Raw genomic sequence first — 20,806 nt, forward strand, 5'->3', positions numbered from 1 at the left:
GCTTAGACCCTAAATCAATCCAACCACTTACTAGTGCACTGAAATAACAAAAATACACACTCGAGCGTAAAATAATATTTCAAATAGCTATCTAAAAGCTGTGATCCAGAGCCTATTGACGCTAATTTAATTCCTTGAAACTTCTATATTTTTATTGATTTAATAGGCAACAAGCGCTGTTATATAAATCAAGGCAAAATTTTTGACAAACGTAAATAACGGCGACGCCTAATACCTAATATGGTAAGTTTCACAGTGTAACAATGATGTAAGCTTAACTTCTACAAAGAAACGTTAGGCTTTGAGTTTTCACACTTAATAATGATACGAATCCAAGTAGAAAGCTCTCGCTATAGGTGATAACAAAAAATGGATGGACACACAATAAGTATCAATATCAATGGCAAAACCGATGTTGGTAGAGTTCGGCAAGCTAATGAAGATGATATACGTTGGTATCGATCAACTCGCCAACCCTTTGCGTACCTTGTTATCGCCGACGGCATGGGCGGCTATCGTGGAGGCGCCATGGCAAGCCGACTCGCGGTTGCAGCCATTGGCGGAAAATTAGAGCAACTTGAAAACCCTACTTTTCTTGCCTGCACCCCACTTCAGCAAGATTTAATGCTCAAATCAACCATCATTGAAGCGCTTAACGACGCCAACCGAGATATTCTTTTAGAGAAAAAAGCCAACCCTGAACTCGACAACATGGGCACAACCGTTGTTATGGCAGTTTTCTGGAGAAACCAGTGCTTTATTGCGCATTTGGGCGATTCACGCGCCTACCTTTGGGACGACCAACATTTCATCCAGCTCACCAAGGATCACTCCCTGGTGCAAGAAATGATTGATAATGGTCAAATCACAGAAGAAGAAGCCAGAACCAGTAATATTCGCAACCAAATTACTCGCGCCCTCGGTGTTGGTCAGCACATTACTCCAACTCTCAACAGCTACTATTTAAATCAAAGCGCGTTGATTGTATTGTGCTCAGACGGTTTGACCGAATACATCGATAACAGCCAACTGGATTACGTTTTATCGACTCACCGCCCTGCTCTGGATTGTTGCTACCGCCTTGTGGCCGACGCCAATAACATGGGTGGTAAAGACAATATCAGTGTTGGCATTGTCGAATTCGCCATTAGCCTTCACCACACGCATCACCCCGACAATAAAACCGAAGAATACGGTCACGATGAAAGAGACGAAGACGACATCACCCAAAAAATAAATTAGTTCTTTTAATTCGCTGATTCTCGCTCAATTAAAATTACCGATAGATCGTCATTTAATTTTCCGCCAAATCGCTCTACGCATTTGGCGACTGATTCTGCCTTTACTTTTTTATTCGCTAAAACCGCACGCAATGTTTTTTGTTGGCAATAATTAAAAAGTCCATCCGAACCAATCAACAAATAACGTTGTAATTCTAAAGGACCAAAACCCACAGCCACACAACGGCCACTACCCAGCAATGGTCTTCTGTATTGTAACGATGTCAATTGGTAAGTGTAATTTGATGCGTAAAACCAAGCTTGAGAATCGCCAACACTTGCACCCATAACAACATTATTTTCTATCTTTCCGACTATTACGGTTGCCTCAGAAGCTAAATTACTTTGAAATAATGCTTTATCTATTTTTCTAAGAAAGGTTTCGAAATTATCAGGGCTTTTAAATTCATCAGAACTCATTACTGCTTTAAACGAATCAACAATAAATCGACTGGCAACAGAACCGTTACCCGTTCCGCCAGCGCCGTCGGACAAGCAAAACCAGATCACTTGATTTTTCTCGACAACCAATAATTCGTCATCACCTTTGCGATCTGCGGACTCCAAATAATCACTGAAAAATATCATACAATCATCAATACCTAGTTCAGTATAAATTCCTTTTTTTCATTCATTTTTTAAACGGTGTTTATATCAAGTTTAATTCTCCGATTTATTTGAGAATTATTAAGCTTCTATTTACTTACTGCTTGGCGACAGAGAATAGTTCGACCATGAATTCGAAGAAAACTCTCCATCCTTTTGAATCATAAATCAAGTTGGCGACCTAAAAACAGCGTATTTCCCCCTCACTTTTACACCCTGCTTTTACACTCTACTTTTGCACCCCTGCTTTCGCCTGATGGTTATCGATTAAAGCCAATTCACATTTACAAATGATAAGTGTTATTATTAGCAATAGCGTAAACACCTAATATAACTTGGAATCATAATGACTAACTACCTCCCCTTTGAGCGCACCTTGCTCTGTTCGATCTTGGCTCTTTCAGCCTCAAGCCAGGCCATTGCCCAAGGTCAGGAAATTGAAGAAATCGTCGTCAAAGGGGAGAAAGTTTCACGATCTTTGCAAAAAACCATCTCCAGTGTGGGTGTGTTAACGTCGGAGCAAATTCAAGAATCGTCTATTTACGATATACAAGAAGCCTTCGATCGCATTGCCAACGTCAACGGCGCACAAGGCAACGAAGGCTTTACCATTCGCGGTATCAACAGCCGTGCAGTCGGCGCTGCGGGAACCAGTGGTCTAGCAAGCTTAAACATTGATGGTGCGTTTATTTCTGCTCGCGGTATTCGCGTTGGCCAAAAAGATCTTTGGGATTTTGATCAAGTAGAAGTCTTCCGAGGGCCACAATCCACCAACCAAGGCCGAAATTCCCTTGCCGGCGCCATCATCTTAAGAAGTAGCGATCCAACCTATACACCTGAAAGCACCTACCGCCTATCTTATGGCACAGACAATACTCAAATTGTTTCTTTTGCTCACAGCAACGCGTTAATCGAAGACGAGCTTGCCTACCGAATTTCTATTGATGATCAAGAAACTGACGGTTTTATTAACAACAGAACCCTCAACGACGACGAATACGGTGGCAGCAGCAACACCACGATTCGCACAAAACTGTTATACGAGCCAAGTGCTGTTGAAGGTCTCTCCGTTTTAGCAACACTGAGTTACTCCGAGAACGAATCAGGCGATGCGTTTTCTTCATTAATTGACGAAAACGGAGCTTCGATTAGCCCATTTGACGGGGATGTCTTTGCCAACATTGAAGGCTTCGAAAATTTCGACCAAACCATCGCCGTGATTGAAATCAATTACGACATTAACGATTTTTGGTCAGTCACTTCAATCACCTCCTGGAACGAAGGTGAATACCGTCGCCAAGACGATTCCGATCGCCAAGCCGGAGCGGGCCCGGCGTTTCGATCACGTAGCGACGATATCACCACCTTCACGCAAGAAATTCGCTTTAGTTACAACACCGATTCATTGCAAGGTAACATCGGCTTTTATTATTTCGATCAAGAAGATGATCGCGATATTAATGACCTAATTGACCAAGATGTGCGTCAACAAATCCTGCAAATTATCCCTGTGAACTTCCCGCAACTTAGTCCTTTTGCCACAACCATCGCAGGGCTGTACCCAGAGCTTGTATTTGTTGATCGCGACGGAGAGGTAGAGCGTGATATTGAAAACTACGCGGTTTTCGCAAATATTAATTACGACGTAAATAATTTTGTAACCTTATTTGCAGGTTTACGATACGACACCGAAGAAGTACGTAACGCTTCCAATGAAGTTCGTACTATTGTCACGGAATTGCCAAATCCAGCATTACTGACCGCACCTTTGGATCAAGCAGTTCTTGGTGTTAATGGCTTAATCGCAAGCCTGGCCGACTTCGAAGAATTGGAAAACGAATCCGACTATTCGGCATTCCTGCCAAAAGTTGGCATTACCCTCAACTGGAGTGACGATTTAAGCACCAGCTTTACCGTACAACGTGCGTATCGCGCAGGTGGTGCCGGCACAACGATCAACAGAAATTTCGAATTTGATCCAGAATTTACCACCAACTACGATCTCGCATTGCGATCGCAATGGTTTGACCGGCGCCTAACCGTGAATGCCAATGCGTTTTACGTTGACTGGACCGATCAACAAGTTCAAATTTCCGAACCCATTTCTCAACTGGAATTTATTACCGTAAACGCGGGTGAGTCTGAACTGAAAGGTGCCGAAATTGAAATTTCTGCCATCGCCAACGATCAGTTAGATTTCTACGCTAACGTCGGTTATGTAGAAACAGAATTCACTGAATTCCCAATAGACGAGAATTTAAATAATCAGGATTTCACCAGTAATGAATTTCCAAATGCACCAACACTCACTGCATCGTCCGGTTTTGTGTACCGATTTAACGACGCTTTAAGAGTGCAAATGGACATCAACTATCAAGAAGCGAGTTTTGATAACGCCAATAATGATCTTAAAAACGATTCACGCACCATTACCAACGCCAAAGTTACCTATCACGTTACGCCTAATATCGAATTAGCAGTCGTGGCAAGAAATTTGTTTGATAAAGAATACATTATTCAAAATGACGTGCCACGTGACGACGTCGTTAATATCGGCCAACCTAGAAACCTGCTGTTCCAAATTCAAGGCAGTTTCTAAATTAAACTCTCGAAAAGGCAGAAACCGTGTTAACCGCAACCGCTTTCTCGATACTGTATTTATCGATGGTGCTTTTTTATCATTCCAATAAAAAACGCACCTCAATTCATAAGATAAAGCAAACTCAAGGCGCCGATAAATTTCTGCGCCTGCTGGCGTGGTTAACACTGATTTGCTCTACGTGCTTGTTGGTTATTGCCAATGGTGCCGAAATAGGCATCACGCTGTGGCTGGCATTGATTACACTCGCAGCAATCGTCAATATGATGGTTGCTACGTTTACCCAAAAAAACCACCTAGGTTCCGTTATTTTAATTGCACTAACGAGTTATGCCACTGCGTTGGTGATGAGTTAATTCGTGAAGAGTTAATTGGCATTGAATTAAAATGAAGATCACACTTGTCGCCATCGCCGTATTCTTAGCATTATTTATTGCCTATGGAACCTATAAAGCACCACGGCTTACTGGAATTATTTGGTGGGCACTAGTTGCCTCAGTAACCTCTACTGCTGCATTAATCATAATAACACCCGGCCCAGTGAGAGATCGTCTGTTGTGGTTTGGTTTTTTCATGCCCATTTTATGGGTACTGCTGCAAATGTGGTGCTATTGGGAAACCAAACATTGGCGAATTAATACCGTATTAATTTCATTAAGTCTTTTTAGTGGAGCCATCATAACCTTAGCCGACCCCGTGATTTAGCAAAAAACAGTTGTAACTATGAATAGAGATAGACGCGTCAGAATTTATGACCTACACGCTTGGGCCGGTATCTCTCTCGGCTTGTTCGTTTTTGTAGTTTCATTCACCGGGTGCCTTGCCCTGTTTGATCATGAACTGAAAACCTGGGAAGACCCCGCAAAACGCTTACCACTGCCAGAATCCATAGCCCCCATTCATGATCAATTCACTGACTGGGTAAACAACAAATCCAATCAGCAAGAAATTCGATTCGTTTCACTGCAATACCCGAGTCATTACGAGCCCTATTACCTCGGCAGGCTTTTTGTTAAAAATGAATCTGGTAAATCAGAAAACTATCACCAACGCTGGCGCGCAGACAACGCAGAAACCATTCCCGAACGAGGCGAAGGCTTAACAACCTGGCTGTTGGATTTTCACCGAGATTTAATGTGGCCGACCACTTTAGGTGGGCGCACAGCAGGACGCACCATTGTCGGCGTGGCGGGAATTATTTTATTACTGTCGATTATTTCCGGTGTAATCACACACCGAAAAATGCTGCAAGAGCTGTTCACGTTACGAGTAAATCGCTCAGTACGTTTAAAATGGAAAGACGCCCACAATATTTTGGGATTGTGGGGCATTCCCTTCTACACCATGATTGCGTTCACCGGAGCCTTTTTAGGGGTTGTTGCGATTTTAGTTCCGCTGACCGGCGCACTGATCGCCAAAGGCGATACAGAAAAGCTCAGAGCCGTTATCGTGCCACCGAGTATTGAAGCAGCACACGTTAAAGCACCTTCATTTTCGTTGGATGAGCTCTACCAACTTAAAGTAACCGATACAGATGCGCGACCTAAACGAGTTTCAATCGTTAATTGGAATGACCAAAACGCCATCTATTCTGTAAATTACCCCGCCGACAACAAACTGCAACGCACCCATGTGGTAGAAATAAACGGCGTCACCGGAGACATTCTGCCTACTCCAGAGCATTTACAAGCCACGGCGGTCAATAGAACACTGGGAGCCATTACTCCCCTGCATTACGGCACCTTTGGCGGAATCGCGGTCAAATTCTTGTATTTAATGCTAGGGCTCTCGCTGTGTGTGATGATCGTTTTGGGCATCATGGTATGGGTAGAAAGACGACTGAACAGCCCTGTAGGTACGAAAGAGAAAAAACATTACCTTCGCATTGGCCAACTCACCACAGGCATTGTGTTTGGCAATGTTCTCGCCAGTATTGCTATATTTTATTTTGATAAACTGTACTTTGGCAGCGAAGAAAATAGATTATTCTATACAGGAATCACCTATTTTTTAACTTGGTTGCTCACAATTGTGTACGCCTTTAGCCAGTTTAATAGCTATAAAACCACAAGAATTCTCACAATAAACCTAAGCCTTGGTTTATTTTTATTACCGGTAATAAATTATTTTTCTACCGGAAATTTATTTATCAACCAGTTATTTGATAAGCCGATCTCGGCCGATTGGGTAGATCTAACCTTTATCGTTAGTGCAATTATACTGTTCTTGCTTTACAAGAAATTACCCAACCAACGAGCAGAAGAAAAACGCAAAAGCAACAAAGAAGTCGGTACAAAACTGCAAACACAATAGCAAACTGTAACAACCGCCATTCATTAAACGCTAGAGCTATACTGCACTATCAATAATTTAATTTTAATGATTGAAGATAATCGACTGAACCAAAAAATTAATCAATTAACTAAAAGCTCTATTATTCAATAACCAAATTTTATAAGCACGCATTTGCGTAATGCATATATCGTTTGTACCGGCAAGTGTTTTACCTTTATTAACCTGAAATAAAGCAATATAGTAATTACTTAAAATCTCAGTTTTCTAAAGGATACGTTTATGTACGTCGTACTGTTAAAGTTTGCAGAGAACAAATCAAAGGCGCCAGAATTTATGGCCGAGCACAAAGAGTGGATTAAAAAAGGTATTGACGACAACCTAATTTTCTTAGTCGGTAGTTTAACCCCCAATTTGGGAGGCACTGTCTTTTTTGGCAACCTACCCCGTGAAAACGTTGAAGAATACGTTTCTAAAGATCCCTTTGTTCAGCAAAATATCGTTAAAACTGAAATCATCGAAATTGCTGTTAATAAAACAATCAAAGAACTCGAATTTCTACAATCTTAAGTTTTCGGCGCGGTTTATAATGCCATAAATTATAAACCGCAACTTTGGTGAACACATGCCAAATGCATACATTCCGTTGTTTTCCACACCACCTCCCCCGTCCGATTTTATCTACCCATACGGAGACCAACAAAGCCAGTTTGGTCAGTTGCGAATTCCAAAGGGCCCTCAAAAGCACCCTGTCATTATTAACTTTCACGGCGGCTGGTGGCGGGCAAAGCACGACTTAAATACACAATCGTACTTCTGCCAAGCATTAACCCAACAAGGCTTTGCAACCTGGAATGTAGAGTACACACGAATTGGCGAAAACCAAGCATGCTGGCCAAACACATTTCAAGACGTAGCCAACGCAGTTGATTTCCTTCGAAGCATCGAAGAAAAACACAACCTTGACCTCAACAGAGTCATAACTTTAGGTTTTTCAGCCGGAGCCTCTTTGGCGTTGTGGGCAGCGTCACGCCCGGTCATAAAACCGACTTCGCCACTCTATACAAAAAACCCTTTAGCCGTTGCGGGAGCGGTCTCGTTGGCAGGTGCTATCGATTTACAGGAATGCTCTACACGTCAGCTGAGTGATTCTGTAGTTGATCAGTTTATGGGAGGGAATTATTTTGAAAAACAGGAACGGTATCAGTTGGTCAGTCCGGCAGAATTTACGTTAGCAGCTATTCCACACCTAATAATCCACGGCAAAGAAGATACCTCTGTTCCCTATTCAATCAGTGAGTCTTTTCACCAAAAAGCCCGCGAGAACACTTCGGCGACCATAGACTTATGCCTTTTTGATAACTGCGAACATTTCGACTTAATAGATCCCGGCTCTGTATTTTGGCCACAGATCTTAAAAAAGATAACCACGTTATATCAAAAAATCGCGTAGTTATTAGTTAGCGTTTTGTAGCCTATTGCCCTGAGACACCAAACGTATTGTTTCGAAAAATACAGCAACAATAAATACCGTGCATAACGTCGCTAAAACGCCTCCGAAACCCAGATAACTAAACTCGTTTGAACATGTCCAAAACAATTGAAAAACACACAATATAGAGACAAAACTTAACGTTTTCTTCCTACCTAAAATATTCACCAAAAATGCGCCCAACGGAGCCCCAACAACAACAATCGGAGCGGCCGCCAACCAGTTCTCGAATACATCTTCATGAAAACCCACAGTAACCGATTTGATCAAAACCGAATACAACGAGGTCAATGCCATGGCAATAACCGACGTTGGTATCGCAACCCTGAGATCAGATTTAAAGACCAGTACCAAAATACAGTACAGCACCATATCAACACCAACACCGGTTATTGATACAATACCACTGCTGGCAATAAAGCCTATCAAGCCACCAATAATCAGCTCTATGCGCATTGAAAATTTCAAAATACCAGAATAGGTTGAAAACTCGTCCAGTCTAACCATGTGTAAAATGCCGAAACTTGCGCACAACACAGCAAAAATTAATTTTACCAAAAGCTCAGAAATATTAGGCTCCACCCAAAACAGACCCAATGGAATTCCTAAGCCAACACCGAGCATAACGCCGATTAACACGTTAACCGCAATTTTTTGCCGCGACACTAAAATAAAAATAGAAGCGCTGGTCATTCCCAAAGACTGAATCAACAGACTAAAATCACGGCCCAGAGATACCGGCATGTCTAGGCCAAGCACCAATACCGGAAACCCAACCGCCCCACCGCCCATCGGCGTTGAACCAGCAACATAACTGCCAAACGCCATGGTTAACGATATTTGCCAGTAATTTCCTAGCTCTTGATAATACCCGCTGTAGAGGACATAAAAAATCCAGATAACATAAAAACACAATACAAAGCCGATCCATACAGAATAATGACTACTGAGTAATCGAGACAACATTGTCGTTATGTCCAGAAATTTTAAAAGAAATTAGAAGTGATAAGCAATTGTGGCTCGAATTAAGCTATCTTCCGACAATGACATTAATGTGTCTTGCGTATCGGAAAATACCGTACCTTTAAGTTCGATATTCCATGAATTTTTAATTCTGGTATTAAATTCAAATTGAACAATTTTCTCTCGCGTGGGCTGATCAACGATTACGCCTATTAAAATATCGGAATCACCAACATCATTAAAACCAATTCGTACCGCGGTAAAAAAATCGTCTTCGAACAAATCTGCAGAAACATCCCTACGATCGCTGTACAAATATTCAGCCAACAAACCAACATCTAAATTAGAGTCAAACACCTGATAAAAGGTGTACTCTAGTCCCAATACCGAAGAAAAATAATTATCGATGTTATTTCTACTGAAACTTACTTCCGATTTAACCAATAGATTGTCACCGGTATACTGAGACTCTAGGTTAAAACGATTGGTAAGAAGATACACCGCTTGCAAACTGTCATCCGTTGAACGGGATAATAACCAAGGTTCTCGATCTAACCCTCGAAAATACGATGCGCCTATGTCCCAAAGGCCAAACGAACTGGAGTACTTAACGGCAATATCTTTCACGCCGGAAGAAGACGTGCCTTCAAATGAACTGTTACCTTTTGCAACCGGCGGCGAAAGTAAAAATCGTTGCGTTTGATCGGGAAAATCTCGCTTTCTAAAATACGGAAGCCAATAAACCGAAAACTCACCTGAAGTACCAATATAGGAGTAATTAACCGTAAATTGCCCTAATTTGTCTTTTTGGTCGAAGTCTTCAATAAGATTGACTTGGTTAAATAAATTAACAACATTACGAGATTCAGTAACACCCCAAAATTCTTTGACAAACCCGAACCTAAAAGCGGAATTTCTCCCGCTTTTAGACCAGTACAACTCTCCTACATCAAAGTAATCGCGGTACCCAGATTGTCGCCCCTTTCTTAACACTGGCTCAAAAACAAACGAAGTATCGCCTTGTTTAATTCGCAACCTGGGCTTTAAGTAATACTCAAAGCCCGATAAATCAAGTTGCTCTGAGAACTGAGCGTCGTCTGGGAAATACCGGTAATCAACGCCCAATTCACCGCCAAGTTCATACGCCTGGGACTCCGACAACACACCACACATGACTAAGACAGAGGCAAATATCGGCAATCTAAACACTAATTCAAATACCTCAATCGAGCTTTGACAAAGTCAGAATCGTTCAGACCAATATTGAACTGGTAAGGGCCGTAGATTAAATCGGTTATTTTTTTGGTTTGATGATTCGTCATACTCCACAGATGCGATCGCCAAACACCGTCGGTATTCTGATAATCTTTAAGCTCCAAAGTTTTTAATAAATCCGATTTGCGATCGTAGAAGTCAATCTTTCTAATTTGAAGAATATCTTGATCAATCCAAACGTGAAGATACGAATAACCAGAATACTTATACTTTGGTGTCCGTTTGATCAAATCACACTGAAGCTCGCCACACGCCTCCACAGACAACCATTCATGATCGTATTTATTCAGCTCCTGAGACGTAAAGTCTTCGAAAGCAAATTCAGACCCCATGAACGGACCAGATTTATTGCGTGACGAAATTCGCTTGATTCTTTCAATGGAATTAAGAAACAACCATTGGTTGTCAGGAGATAAGATTTGCGCGTGAGAAAGTAAAGCCGTGCCTAAAATATCAGAAGGTTCTCTGAACACGACCAAACTTTTATCACCGTAATCTTCATCAGCCACCTCAAACGTTTTAACATTGAGAACACGTTTAGACTCGGCACCGCTGGCGTTTTTGAGAATCATAGTGACTTCAACTTCACTGTCGTGAAAACCACGATCCGTTCGATCTGAGGCCGCAGAAATTTCATAGCCTTTAGCAAAACTGTCTTGGGCCTCAACGTCGGTTGACATCATTGCCCCAGCACCAATACCAAGCGCTGAAATCCAAATCACCGATACTTTCGAAGCAGAAGAAACTGCCGCCGACAAGGATGGAGCCGCAGCCGGTGAATCCGAACCCACACTGCTGGTTCTGTGGAACAGCTTGTGCGACAAGAACAAGATTGCCGGTAACAACAATAAATCATAAACCAAGGCAAATACGATGATTAGAATAGTCAGTAGCCCCAAATCTTCGCTCATCTTAAACGTTGATCCGGCCATGACGATTAATCCCGAAACCAAAACAACGGTACTGCCAATAATAGCTGGAGCTACATTTTCATAGGTGTAGCTTATTGCATCAACTGGATTCAATTTTAATACCCGGTTTGCGTAATTGTATTTCGATAGGAAATGCACCGTATCATCAACAACAATACCAAGAGAAATCGCAGCAACAGAAGCAATTGAGAATCCAACTTGACCAATCAATAATGCCCAAACTCCAAACCCAGCTAATATCGGTAAGAAATTCGAAACTAAACTGACCGCACCCAAATAAGTGCTTCTTAAACACACAGCTAAAATAACGCCAATAATTAGGATAGCAACCACAGTACCCTGAATCATACTGGCCACGTTTCTATCGGTAATATAAGTAAACATCACGTGGGCACTGGTCGGTTGCGAATCGCGCATGTACTCAGGAAAATTTTCGTTAATCCAGTTTTGCGTACTGTCTAAGAAAAACTTGGTTTCTTGAGTCGAGACTTTATTAAGCAGTACTGTAATACGGCTGGCCGATTTATCAATGTTTATTCGGTCATTGAGATCAAGACCATAAGGTAACGACAATTCATAGATAAGCAGGTAATCAGAGACAACGTCTTTTTCTGCTGGAACTTCATAAAAATCTTGTTGATCTTCATTAATGTTGTAATTCAGGCGCTTAATAATATCGGTGATTGAGTAAACATGATGCACTGCGTCTTGCGTCAATAAGAACTGCTTGAATTCATCCAAGTACTCTAAATATTCTGGATCTGAAACGCCCTGCGGCCCCAACGCTGGCACAGAATATTCGATAGGATACAAACCGAAATACTCGGTTGCAGAATCAGTATCTCGTCGAAATTGAATAGATTCATCAAAATATTCAACCCATTGATCATCAAATTTTATCGTCGGGATCATGTATATCAAAAAGCCACTGCCTATAATCGAGATCAAAACCACCGCTGGTGCATATCGAGTCACTATTTTTGCTGTAGACTCACTCGCTCTGGATAGAAACGAAAACTCTGGAAAAATCTTGAATCGTTTTTGAGGAATAATCGCCAAAAACGCTGGAAACAGGATTAGCGATAACACCCACGCAGAAGCAATACCCACCGCGGCCATATTGCCTAAATGCCAGTACGGAGGCGAATCTGAAAAATTTAACGACAAGAAGCCAACCACGGTTGTTAAAGAGGTTACCGTAATAGGCAATATATTCTGTCGCATTGCCAAGCGAATAGAGGCAAATCGGTCACCAGAATTTTTAAACTCTTTTTTATAAGTCAGGAAAAAGTGAATAGAATCGGCAATAGCGAGCGTAATAATCAAAATAGGAGCACTATTGGATACTGGCGTTAAATAAATACCAGAATAACCACCAACGCCCATACCGACGCCCATCGACAAATAGGCAACTACCACCGTAATAAACGTACCAATAAATGACCTGAGCACCAAAAATGATACGATAATTAAGGTCAAATACATCATGGGAACTAAATTAACAGAATCCAAATACCCAGATTCGCCAAAGGCATTATTGAGCATACCGAACCCGGTCAGATGAACCTTTAAACCCGGATAGGAAGCCTCAATATTCGCCTTAATCTCACGGGCTTTGGCCGCGGCAGTAGGAACTTCAAACACGGTTTTTCGCGGTAACTGCAACACCACATTAACCGCAGCGGCATTACCTGTTTCAGTGACAAACAAACCAGAGAGCAAAGGCTCGTTCAGAGCCACCTCTTTTATTTCGCTTATTTTACTCTCAGTTAAATTTTCCTCGTCCAGTAATAGATCTTTAACAACCAAACCATCTTCATCAGAAAATGTATGCTGAAAGTTAACAACAGAATCAACACGATTGGTATAAGGAATTGACCATGCAGATTCGGTGAGTTCTCTCAAAGCGGAGATTGTACTTTGGTTAAACACCGTACCTTCACTAGGGACCACCACAAAATAGAAATTATCATTTTTGGTGTAGGTGTTCTGAAAGTTAACAAACGTTTGTAATTCAGGATTCTCGCCGGAGAAAAAGATTCTATAATCTGGGGAAAATGTCAGGTTTTTTGCTCCTTGTGAGACCATAAACGCAACACCCACAAACAACAAAACCACAATATATTTGTACTTAATTATAAAACTCGACAGCGATTCGGAAATTTTATCGGTAAAACTTTTGATATTGGTCACGAATATCTCCTAACAATGTAATAGGGAATTACGTCGAAACAAAAAACACATTATTTACTTAAAAAATTACTGATGATCTTATCTGAAAAATCGGTTGCAAAAGATTCAGGATGAAATTGAAGCCCTTCCAAAAGGCCATTTTCATGACGTAACGCCATTATCACCTCTTGGCCCTCGTCATGGCAGACCGCAGTGACTTCAAAACAATTCGGCAATGTATTTCTGTCAACCACCAACGAGTGATACCGCATGGTCTCAAATCGATGCGGCAAACCTTTTAAAATGCCTGAGTTTGTGTGTTGAACAATGGATGTTTTGCCGTGACAGGGGTTTTCAGACTCAACAATCTTAGCTCCGTAAACATTGGCCAAACCCTGCATACCCAGACAAATACCCAACATAGGAATTAAATCGGAAAACTGCTCAATGATTTCTGAGCACGCCCCAAAGTATTCAATATTGTCAGGTGAACCTGGTCCCGGAGAAATAACAATGTGCGTTGGCTTAAACGATTCTATAAAAGAGACATCTACCTCGTTATTGCGTTTAACGACAACCTCACTCTGAGAATCCACCTCCAACACACATCGCGAAATAAGCTGAAATAAATTATAAGTAAAGGAATCAAAATTATCGATTATAAGAATTTTCATCTAATTAACCATGTATCGACGTAGAGTGGTTTTAGTAGCTTCTAACTTTCTTTGTATTTCCTCGTACTCCAATTCCAGAACAGAATCGCATACTATTCCGCCACTGGTTTGCACAAACGCTTTTTTGTCACTGATAAAAACAGATCGAATTGGAATTGCGAACTTACAATCACCACTGAAAGAAAAATATCCAACGGCTCCTCCGTAAGGGCCTCTACCGCTAACTTCCAGCGAATTCGATATTTTAATGGCTTCAATTTTAGGGGCACCAGAAAGCGTACCCGCAGGAAAACAAGCCGCCAACCCAGAAAATGCATCTTCGTGATTGGCGATCAAACCAACAATTTGAGAAGAAATATGCTGAACGTGAGAGAACTTTTTAATATCTTTTAAGTTTTTAATAAACACGCTGCCAACTCTCGCCACCTTACCCAAATCATTGCGATGCAGGTCAATCAGCATATTGTGTTCGGCATTCTCTTTGGGATTATTGATAAGTTCTCTGGCGTATTTAGTGTCTTCAAACTCTGAATTACCGCGTGTTGTGGTACCGGCAAGAGGATAGGTTTCTACCTCAACCCCACTTAATTTAAACAGTAACTCAGGAGAAGCGCCGGTAATTACATTTACGCCAAACTTAAAATAGTACATATGTGGAGAAGGATTTATTTTGCGCAGCTGTTCATAAATCAAAATGGAATCGCCATCGATTTCATAGTTTGACCGAATCCCCACTTCGCACTGAAAAATAAACCCTTTTTTGATCAGCGACTTCACGTACTCAACTTGATAAAAATACTCTTCTTTGCTTACAGAGTCTCCAACGTATTCAACCTTTAATGAGTTTTTAAAGATAATATCACCAAAGATTAGATTTTTTATTTGCTGGAATCGACTTTCGTCATAGAAAAAATAAAAAACTTCGCCAGTCACCTGATCATACACAAGCCCATCAAAATACACGCCAAACTTAAAAGCGTAGAAATTTTCATCCTGCTTGATATTAAGACTTGGTTCTAGATAATTGATAGCGTCGTAACCAACGTAACCAACCAAACCACCAACATAACGCGTATCCGATACCTTTTGTGGAATAAATTCTCTGAGCGCGTAGTAGGCGTTGTCGCATTTCAGCTCACTGGTAACGAATTCTTTGCAGTCTTCAATATGCAACGTATTAACGTCTTTAGACTTTAAAATATAACGAGGATCAAAACCAATAACACCATACCGAGATGTCAAGCTTTTATCGCCCAAAGATTCCAGTAAAAAACAGACATCAAACCGCTTTTCTATCTTTTTAAACGCTTTATAAAAATCGATATCTTCAGCAATTTTAACAAACTTAGGGCCCTTGCTCAGGGTATATGCTATGCGCTTTCTAACCGCATTAACATCGGCGTGGTACGCTTTATTTTCAACAGAACCATTGATATCTACATTCTCCATCAAGCTAAACCCCTCAAATTCAAGTTAATGACAATAGGTGCTTTTAAGCTTCGCTAAGAACTTTACCTAGATTGTTCACTATATCGGAATCGGAATAATCGGTTCGAAACCCGTTACTTTCACAAAATTCTCTGACAACTTTGTTCTGAAAATTAATTTTGGTTTTAACGTCGGAATAGGGCATACACGAAAAGGCTATCATTCTGTACGCTTCTTGAAATTCGTTAGGAAAAAGCGTAGAGCATCTTTTTTCGATGTTTTTCATTGCGATGTATTCTGGAGAACTTAAATCACAGGTTAACTCTGTAAACATGTCTCTAGACATCATGGTAACAGCATCCAGATCACGCTTTCTTGCTTTCGTAAATTGCTCAACCGCACCTTTAATACCAAATCTGTTCACCTTATCGATAAAAACAGAACAGTCTTCCAGGCCAGAATTCATACCCTGGCCCAAAAACGGCAGCATGCTGTGCCCAGCATCGCCCATTAACAGAACCTTTCCGTCATAATCGTATCGGCTACAAATAATGGAGCGCAGCGTGCTGACCTTCGACGACAAAACTTTGGTGAAGAAGCTTTCATTAAATTCCTTGAGAAATTCAAGCTTATCGAAATAGGTCACTTGAGATTGCAAATTTTTTCTCAGACTTTCAAAATCACGAGTAGATGAAATGAGCGTTCCGGTGTGGCTTCCATCCATATTAGGAAAGGAAAAAAACGAATTTCCGCCGTAGGGCCACGCGTGCATGGATTCAGAATCAAGCCCCTGTGCTTCCATACGACTGATAGGAATTTCTTTGTATGAAAAAGGCTCTACAATTTCTTCGGTTTGTACCTTACCAAATTCAACCAACAGATTTCTGACAACAGAATTAGAACCATCGGCACCAATAATAAGATCAAACTTTTTTTGATCTCCGGTATCAAAATAAACCACGTTATCGTAAAAGTCGATGTCGTGTACGCCCTTACCGAAATAAACAGAGATGTTAGCTTGGCGCTTGATTAAATTTAATAAAATCTCATTCAGCTTAGTTCTGTGTATGGCCGAAAGACACTCACCCGTACTGGAATAATCTTGCAGAAAACTCGAACCGTCTTTTTTATGAATGTAGCGGCCTTTAAGTTTTATTGCGTTACTTTCTACTACTGACTCTATACCAAGAGATTTAAACACTTTCCAGCCACGTTCCGATACCACAAGGTGGGTCGACCTTCCGTTAGACATGCCTGAGTTTGTGCTATAGCCTCTTTTTTCATACACCGAGACCCGATAACCCAAATCAGACAACAGCCTAGCAATCACACAACCCACCAAACCCGCACCGGCAACGCATATTTCAAGGTTCTTCATAACTGAATCCTAGAATGATTTGGGGGTTTAGTTATTGCCTAAACCCCCAAACGAAAATACCTAAGAAGCAACCGCTTTACGACGAGACAAACGTAATTTTTCCATTTCTGGTAAAATGACGGCCGTGGTATTGGTTTCGCTTACATAGCGAGTCAACAACACCGCGCACGGTTCAGTATCACTGGGATTATCGATAAAGTGCGGAACGTTTGGCGGTACAAAAACAAAACTTCCCGCCTCGGCCACTTCATAATTTTCAAGAGCATCGCCCCACAACAAAGCCAATCTACCCGATAAAACGTAGCCGCTGGTTTCATGTTCGTGGATATGAACCGGACCGTCTTCATCTTTGGGCGCAATCTCGTACAGCGCAAAGTGAATTTCTCTTGCGCCAACCGTATCAGGGGTAATGCCATCAATAATTTTTCCACCCGTTCCCATCACGTGAGGAACCTGGGTTTTTGTGACACCCATTTCATAGACACCGGCGTGAATAATACCGCAGTCAAGGCGCGGTAGTTGGTACATGGTTTTACCAGACGTTGGATGAGTCAAGGTAATTTCTGGCGACAACTGAGTTTCGTTTTCCATATCTTCCTCTTTATTTCATCAGACAAACTATCTACGATAAAAATGATTAACTGTTATGAAGCAGTATTTATGAAGCTACAATGCTTTCTGCATCGTTGTTTTCTACCACCTTGTGGTCGAATTTTTGATTAAGGTATTGCACTAACGGATTGAAATGAACATCGTCTTCTGTCCATTCAGGAATAATATCTTCAAGCACATGATGCTCAGACACTAAATTGCCGCGTAAAAATGTTCGAATAATTGGGTGAATACCGGTGCTGAGATGTGCACCATCGACGTCATCTTTGTGTATTCGATCTACGGCTAACGGATCAGGGCTGGCGTAGATAATATCTAGCCCAAATTCCAACGTAACAATGTGATAAAATTCAAATTCAGAAAACTCCTCTTCGACTAAATTTGTCGGTACATCAACAAAGTATTCAAACGATTCGGAGTCATTTTTTTTTGCAATTACATCGCACAAAAAACCCGTCTGCTGCCATAAGCCTGGGCTCATGTTCGAACGCTCTAAAACGAGCTTAGCGATATCTTCGGCAGATTTTTTAACAGCAAGAGAAGGCCAAGAAACACCGTGGTATTTCTTCTCTAAAAAATTCGAGAGCGACTCAATATTGTGCCTAAACCCGTGAATAAAACCCGATTGTTTTTTACGATAATCACGCTCTTGCATTAGGGTTCCAGCAAAATACATGTCGTCAACATTCTTTGATTCAAAATTATTTTTGAGCGCTGGGAAGCGATTATTCAATCTTAAATCAGGGCGCGCAGATTGCTGGAAAATACTTTTATCCAACTGAAACCCGGTACAAAGCAGAACTTTATCGAACTCCATTTCTTCAATTTCATCGTCGGCATGAACGTAGTGAAACGTCGTTTTCAGAGCATCGCCACTTTTCTCGATCTTGGTCAAATTCGCATCGAGCATCACGTTTTGCAACTTCAATTGATAGGTATCGATAAAGTTATTATTAATGGCCCTCAAATGGCCAACGAACTTGCTTTTCCACGACAGTGTAATCGGCGTTGGACTGCACACGTAAATTCGCGAAGCCGTTGAAATCAAGTTATCTGCGGTCTCAAACGCCGAATTGCCTTTACCAACAATCAGTACTTTTTTGTCGACAAAATCATTAGGATCAACCGACATTTCGGTGTAAAGCTCAGCCAATTCAATACCGGGAATATTGGGCACATAAGGCTTGCTCACACCTGTAGCCACCACCAAAACCTTACACGTAACTTCTTTTGCTCCATCCAATTCAACAGTAAATAAGCCATCTTTAGAGACAGAGGTAACCTTGCAATTAAATTCAATATTAAGCTTGTTGACCTTGGCAAAATCGGACAGATAATCAGTCATTACATCGGCTGGAGGAAAGTACTCTTTGCTGTATTCCTTGAATAATACATCGTGATCGTAATCTATGAGAGAGTTCCAATCCCAACGGAGGTTTCTTATTTTATCATCGTAGCCTGTATAGACTTTATTGGCAGATATTAAGGTTCTATGACGAGGAAAGCGCTTAAAAAACGTTCCCACACTCGGACCAGATTCAACGATACAATAGTCTCTTTTGTTTCTCTCTAGAAAATAACCAAGCTGAAGTCCGGCCGGCCCCGCACCAATAACAAGATACTCATAATATTTTTTCACGATATATTTACCTTGAAATTTTTGTTTAAGTAATTAAATGATTTAACGTCTCTTCTCGATGTTTTTTTAAGTACTTCATAAATGGTGAACCGCCTGTACCTATTTCCCCCCTCTCTCTAGATTGACTGTATTTGGATGCTGGTTTATGAATGTAATCAACGGTAATTTTTAAATGTTCACTTCTAAACTCAGCCAGCTCATAGATACAATTATTATAAGAATCGGTAATTGCCTTATCGTCAGAAGTTAATACAAGCGATCTCAGCTTGTTTTTCGATAGAAGAACACTCAGAAAATTTTGATGTTCAATAGGCATGTACGCACGTAGATGAATCAAATACGATAACAACTCATCTTCTGCGTGCTGAATACCGAGCAGTGCATCGATTAAAGGAAGAATTAAACTCTGTGCTCCACTGCCACCTGGATGAGAAATTGGCTGGTTGTTAAATTTAGCAACGCCTTCAAACCGTACTCGGTTCATACCTCGCATAAACGGCTGAATTCTATTAAAAAAGATATCTGGATCACAATTAGAGCGTACGTTGGCTAATACATTCTTGATGTCATGTAAGGTACGACTGACAACATTTAACTCCCTGACAACTTCGCTGGAATCTAAGTAGTACCCGTCTAGATTCATCAAGGTATTTGCCGCTTTTACCAGCACTTCGGCTTTCTTTTCAATATCAATATGAGTCCGAATAAACCAACTTTCGTCCAAACCACCGTAAAAACGGCAAATAATCGCTAAATTATTAATTTCGACGTCGCCATCAGAATCTAATTTTTTCCAATTATTTAAACCGTGGGAATAGTAACTTAAAACTGGTTTTCTATTTAACGTATCGGCAATTTCTGACAACGGGACAGCAATTGCCGGACAAATAGAACCTCTTGTTTCTTTCTTCCAGTTTTCATGTATGGAAGCGTGGGCAAAGACTGACAACATTAACAGCGCAAGCTCCTGCTCGCCTTTACTTATCAAGGACGACACATCTTTTACGTCTTGCTTCTTTATTACTGAATTAAATTTTTTAGCTGCCAACAAGTCAGGAAGTTCTGTAACCAGATGATTCCATTCTTTAAATTCATCAGGCAATTTCTGTATAGGTTGGACTTCTGGCAAAAAACTGTTGATTGTGAATTGAGAGACACTACTACGTAAATAGTCATTCGCAACGGTGCTTGACATGCAAAACCCTCAGTGCTGTTACGGACCGCAAGATCCTCAACTACATCGGTTTAAATTAGTCTTTATAAAATGGTACTTATGAAAGAAGGTAGTATGTTCTGAAGAGAGCGCTAATTAGAGCATATTCGATTACATTAATGCTACTAAATTAGATCAAACTGATATATTTTTTTTTCAAATATCAACCTAATATCCATATATCTCATCAATATTTAATCTGCTCTTTAAAATCAATAGAATAACGTCTCCCCAATTAAATCAATAAAATG

General features: G+C 40.9%; 17 protein-coding genes. 7 read left to right on the forward strand and 10 right to left on the reverse strand.

The window, feature by feature from the left end:
• Positions 1 to 369: 369 nt before the first annotated feature.
• Entirely contained in the window at positions 370 to 1,242 is an 873-nt protein-coding gene (locus LU361_RS00135) for a Stp1/IreP family PP2C-type Ser/Thr phosphatase (protein ID WP_233086283.1), read from the forward strand.
• A gap of 5 nt (positions 1,243 to 1,247) precedes the next feature.
• Here LU361_RS00135 and LU361_RS00140 read toward each other — a convergent pair whose 3' ends face one another.
• A complete protein-coding gene (locus tag LU361_RS00140; RefSeq protein WP_233086284.1) occupies positions 1,248 to 1,868 on the reverse strand; it encodes a PP2C family protein-serine/threonine phosphatase in 621 nt (206 codons plus the stop codon).
• 364 nt (positions 1,869 to 2,232) lie between these two features.
• Here LU361_RS00140 and LU361_RS00145 point away from each other — a divergent pair, with 364 nt between their 5' ends.
• The 6 genes from LU361_RS00145 to LU361_RS00170 all read left to right on the forward strand — a co-directional run bounded on the left by LU361_RS00145 (position 2,233) and on the right by LU361_RS00170 (position 8,230).
• Entirely contained in the window at positions 2,233 to 4,485 is a 2,253-nt protein-coding gene (locus tag LU361_RS00145; RefSeq protein ID WP_233086285.1) for a TonB-dependent receptor, read from the forward strand.
• A gap of 26 nt (positions 4,486 to 4,511) precedes the next feature.
• A complete protein-coding gene (locus LU361_RS00150; protein ID WP_233086286.1) occupies positions 4,512 to 4,841 on the forward strand; it encodes a DUF3325 family protein in 330 nt (109 codons plus the stop codon).
• 31 nt (positions 4,842 to 4,872) lie between these two features.
• Positions 4,873 to 5,190 (forward strand): hypothetical protein, encoded by a 318-nt coding sequence (locus LU361_RS00155; protein ID WP_233086287.1) that lies wholly within the window; start codon positions 4,873 to 4,875, stop codon positions 5,188 to 5,190.
• An 18-nt stretch (positions 5,191 to 5,208) separates the two neighbouring features.
• The gene (locus LU361_RS00160; RefSeq protein WP_233086288.1) at positions 5,209 to 6,798 is read left to right on the forward strand and encodes a PepSY-associated TM helix domain-containing protein; all 1,590 of its coding nucleotides are present in this window, start codon (positions 5,209 to 5,211) and stop codon (positions 6,796 to 6,798) included.
• A 261-nt stretch (positions 6,799 to 7,059) separates the two neighbouring features.
• Positions 7,060 to 7,347 (forward strand): YciI family protein, encoded by a 288-nt coding sequence (locus LU361_RS00165; protein WP_233086289.1) that lies wholly within the window; start codon positions 7,060 to 7,062, stop codon positions 7,345 to 7,347.
• A gap of 55 nt (positions 7,348 to 7,402) precedes the next feature.
• Positions 7,403 to 8,230, forward strand: coding sequence for an alpha/beta hydrolase family protein (locus LU361_RS00170; protein WP_233086290.1), 828 nt, complete (start codon positions 7,403 to 7,405; stop codon positions 8,228 to 8,230).
• Positions 8,231 to 8,233: 3 nt separating this feature from the next.
• Here the strand turns inward: LU361_RS00170 and LU361_RS00175 are convergent, their stop codons facing one another.
• The 9 genes from LU361_RS00175 to LU361_RS00215 form a co-directional block, all read right to left on the reverse strand.
• Positions 8,234 to 9,235, reverse strand: coding sequence for a sulfite exporter TauE/SafE family protein (locus tag LU361_RS00175; protein WP_233086291.1), 1,002 nt, complete (start codon positions 9,233 to 9,235; stop codon positions 8,234 to 8,236).
• Between the two features lie 30 nt (positions 9,236 to 9,265).
• Complete coding sequence (locus tag LU361_RS00180) at positions 9,266 to 10,441, reverse strand: hypothetical protein (RefSeq protein ID WP_233086292.1); 1,176 nt, start codon at positions 10,439 to 10,441, stop codon at positions 9,266 to 9,268.
• Complete coding sequence (locus tag LU361_RS00185; protein WP_233086293.1) at positions 10,441 to 13,632, reverse strand: outer membrane lipoprotein-sorting protein; 3,192 nt, start codon at positions 13,630 to 13,632, stop codon at positions 10,441 to 10,443. The genes LU361_RS00180 and LU361_RS00185 overlap by 1 nt, the downstream gene beginning before the upstream one ends.
• A 50-nt stretch (positions 13,633 to 13,682) precedes the next feature.
• Entirely contained in the window at positions 13,683 to 14,285 is a 603-nt protein-coding gene (locus LU361_RS00190) for an anthranilate synthase component II (RefSeq protein ID WP_233086294.1), read from the reverse strand.
• Positions 14,286 to 15,734 (reverse strand): anthranilate synthase component I family protein, encoded by a 1,449-nt coding sequence (locus LU361_RS00195; RefSeq protein WP_233088175.1) that lies wholly within the window; start codon positions 15,732 to 15,734, stop codon positions 14,286 to 14,288.
• A gap of 43 nt (positions 15,735 to 15,777) precedes the next feature.
• On the reverse strand, positions 15,778 to 17,091 hold the full coding sequence (locus LU361_RS00200; protein WP_233086295.1) for an FAD-dependent oxidoreductase: 1,314 nt from the start codon (positions 17,089 to 17,091) through the stop codon (positions 15,778 to 15,780).
• 60 nt (positions 17,092 to 17,151) lie between these two features.
• A complete protein-coding gene (locus tag LU361_RS00205; RefSeq protein ID WP_233086296.1) occupies positions 17,152 to 17,682 on the reverse strand; it encodes a cupin domain-containing protein in 531 nt (176 codons plus the stop codon).
• Between the two features lie 67 nt (positions 17,683 to 17,749).
• Positions 17,750 to 19,342 (reverse strand): NAD(P)-binding domain-containing protein, encoded by a 1,593-nt coding sequence (locus LU361_RS00210; protein ID WP_233086297.1) that lies wholly within the window; start codon positions 19,340 to 19,342, stop codon positions 17,750 to 17,752.
• Between the two features lie 25 nt (positions 19,343 to 19,367).
• Positions 19,368 to 20,537: an indoleamine 2,3-dioxygenase gene (locus tag LU361_RS00215; protein WP_233086298.1), complete on the reverse strand. Its 1,170-nt coding sequence runs from the start codon at positions 20,535 to 20,537 to the stop codon at positions 19,368 to 19,370.
• Between the last annotated feature and the right edge of the window lie 269 nt (positions 20,538 to 20,806).

This window comes from Sessilibacter corallicola (assembly GCF_021290925.1).
GTDB classification, from domain to species: Bacteria; Pseudomonadota; Gammaproteobacteria; order Pseudomonadales; family Cellvibrionaceae; genus Sessilibacter; species Sessilibacter corallicola.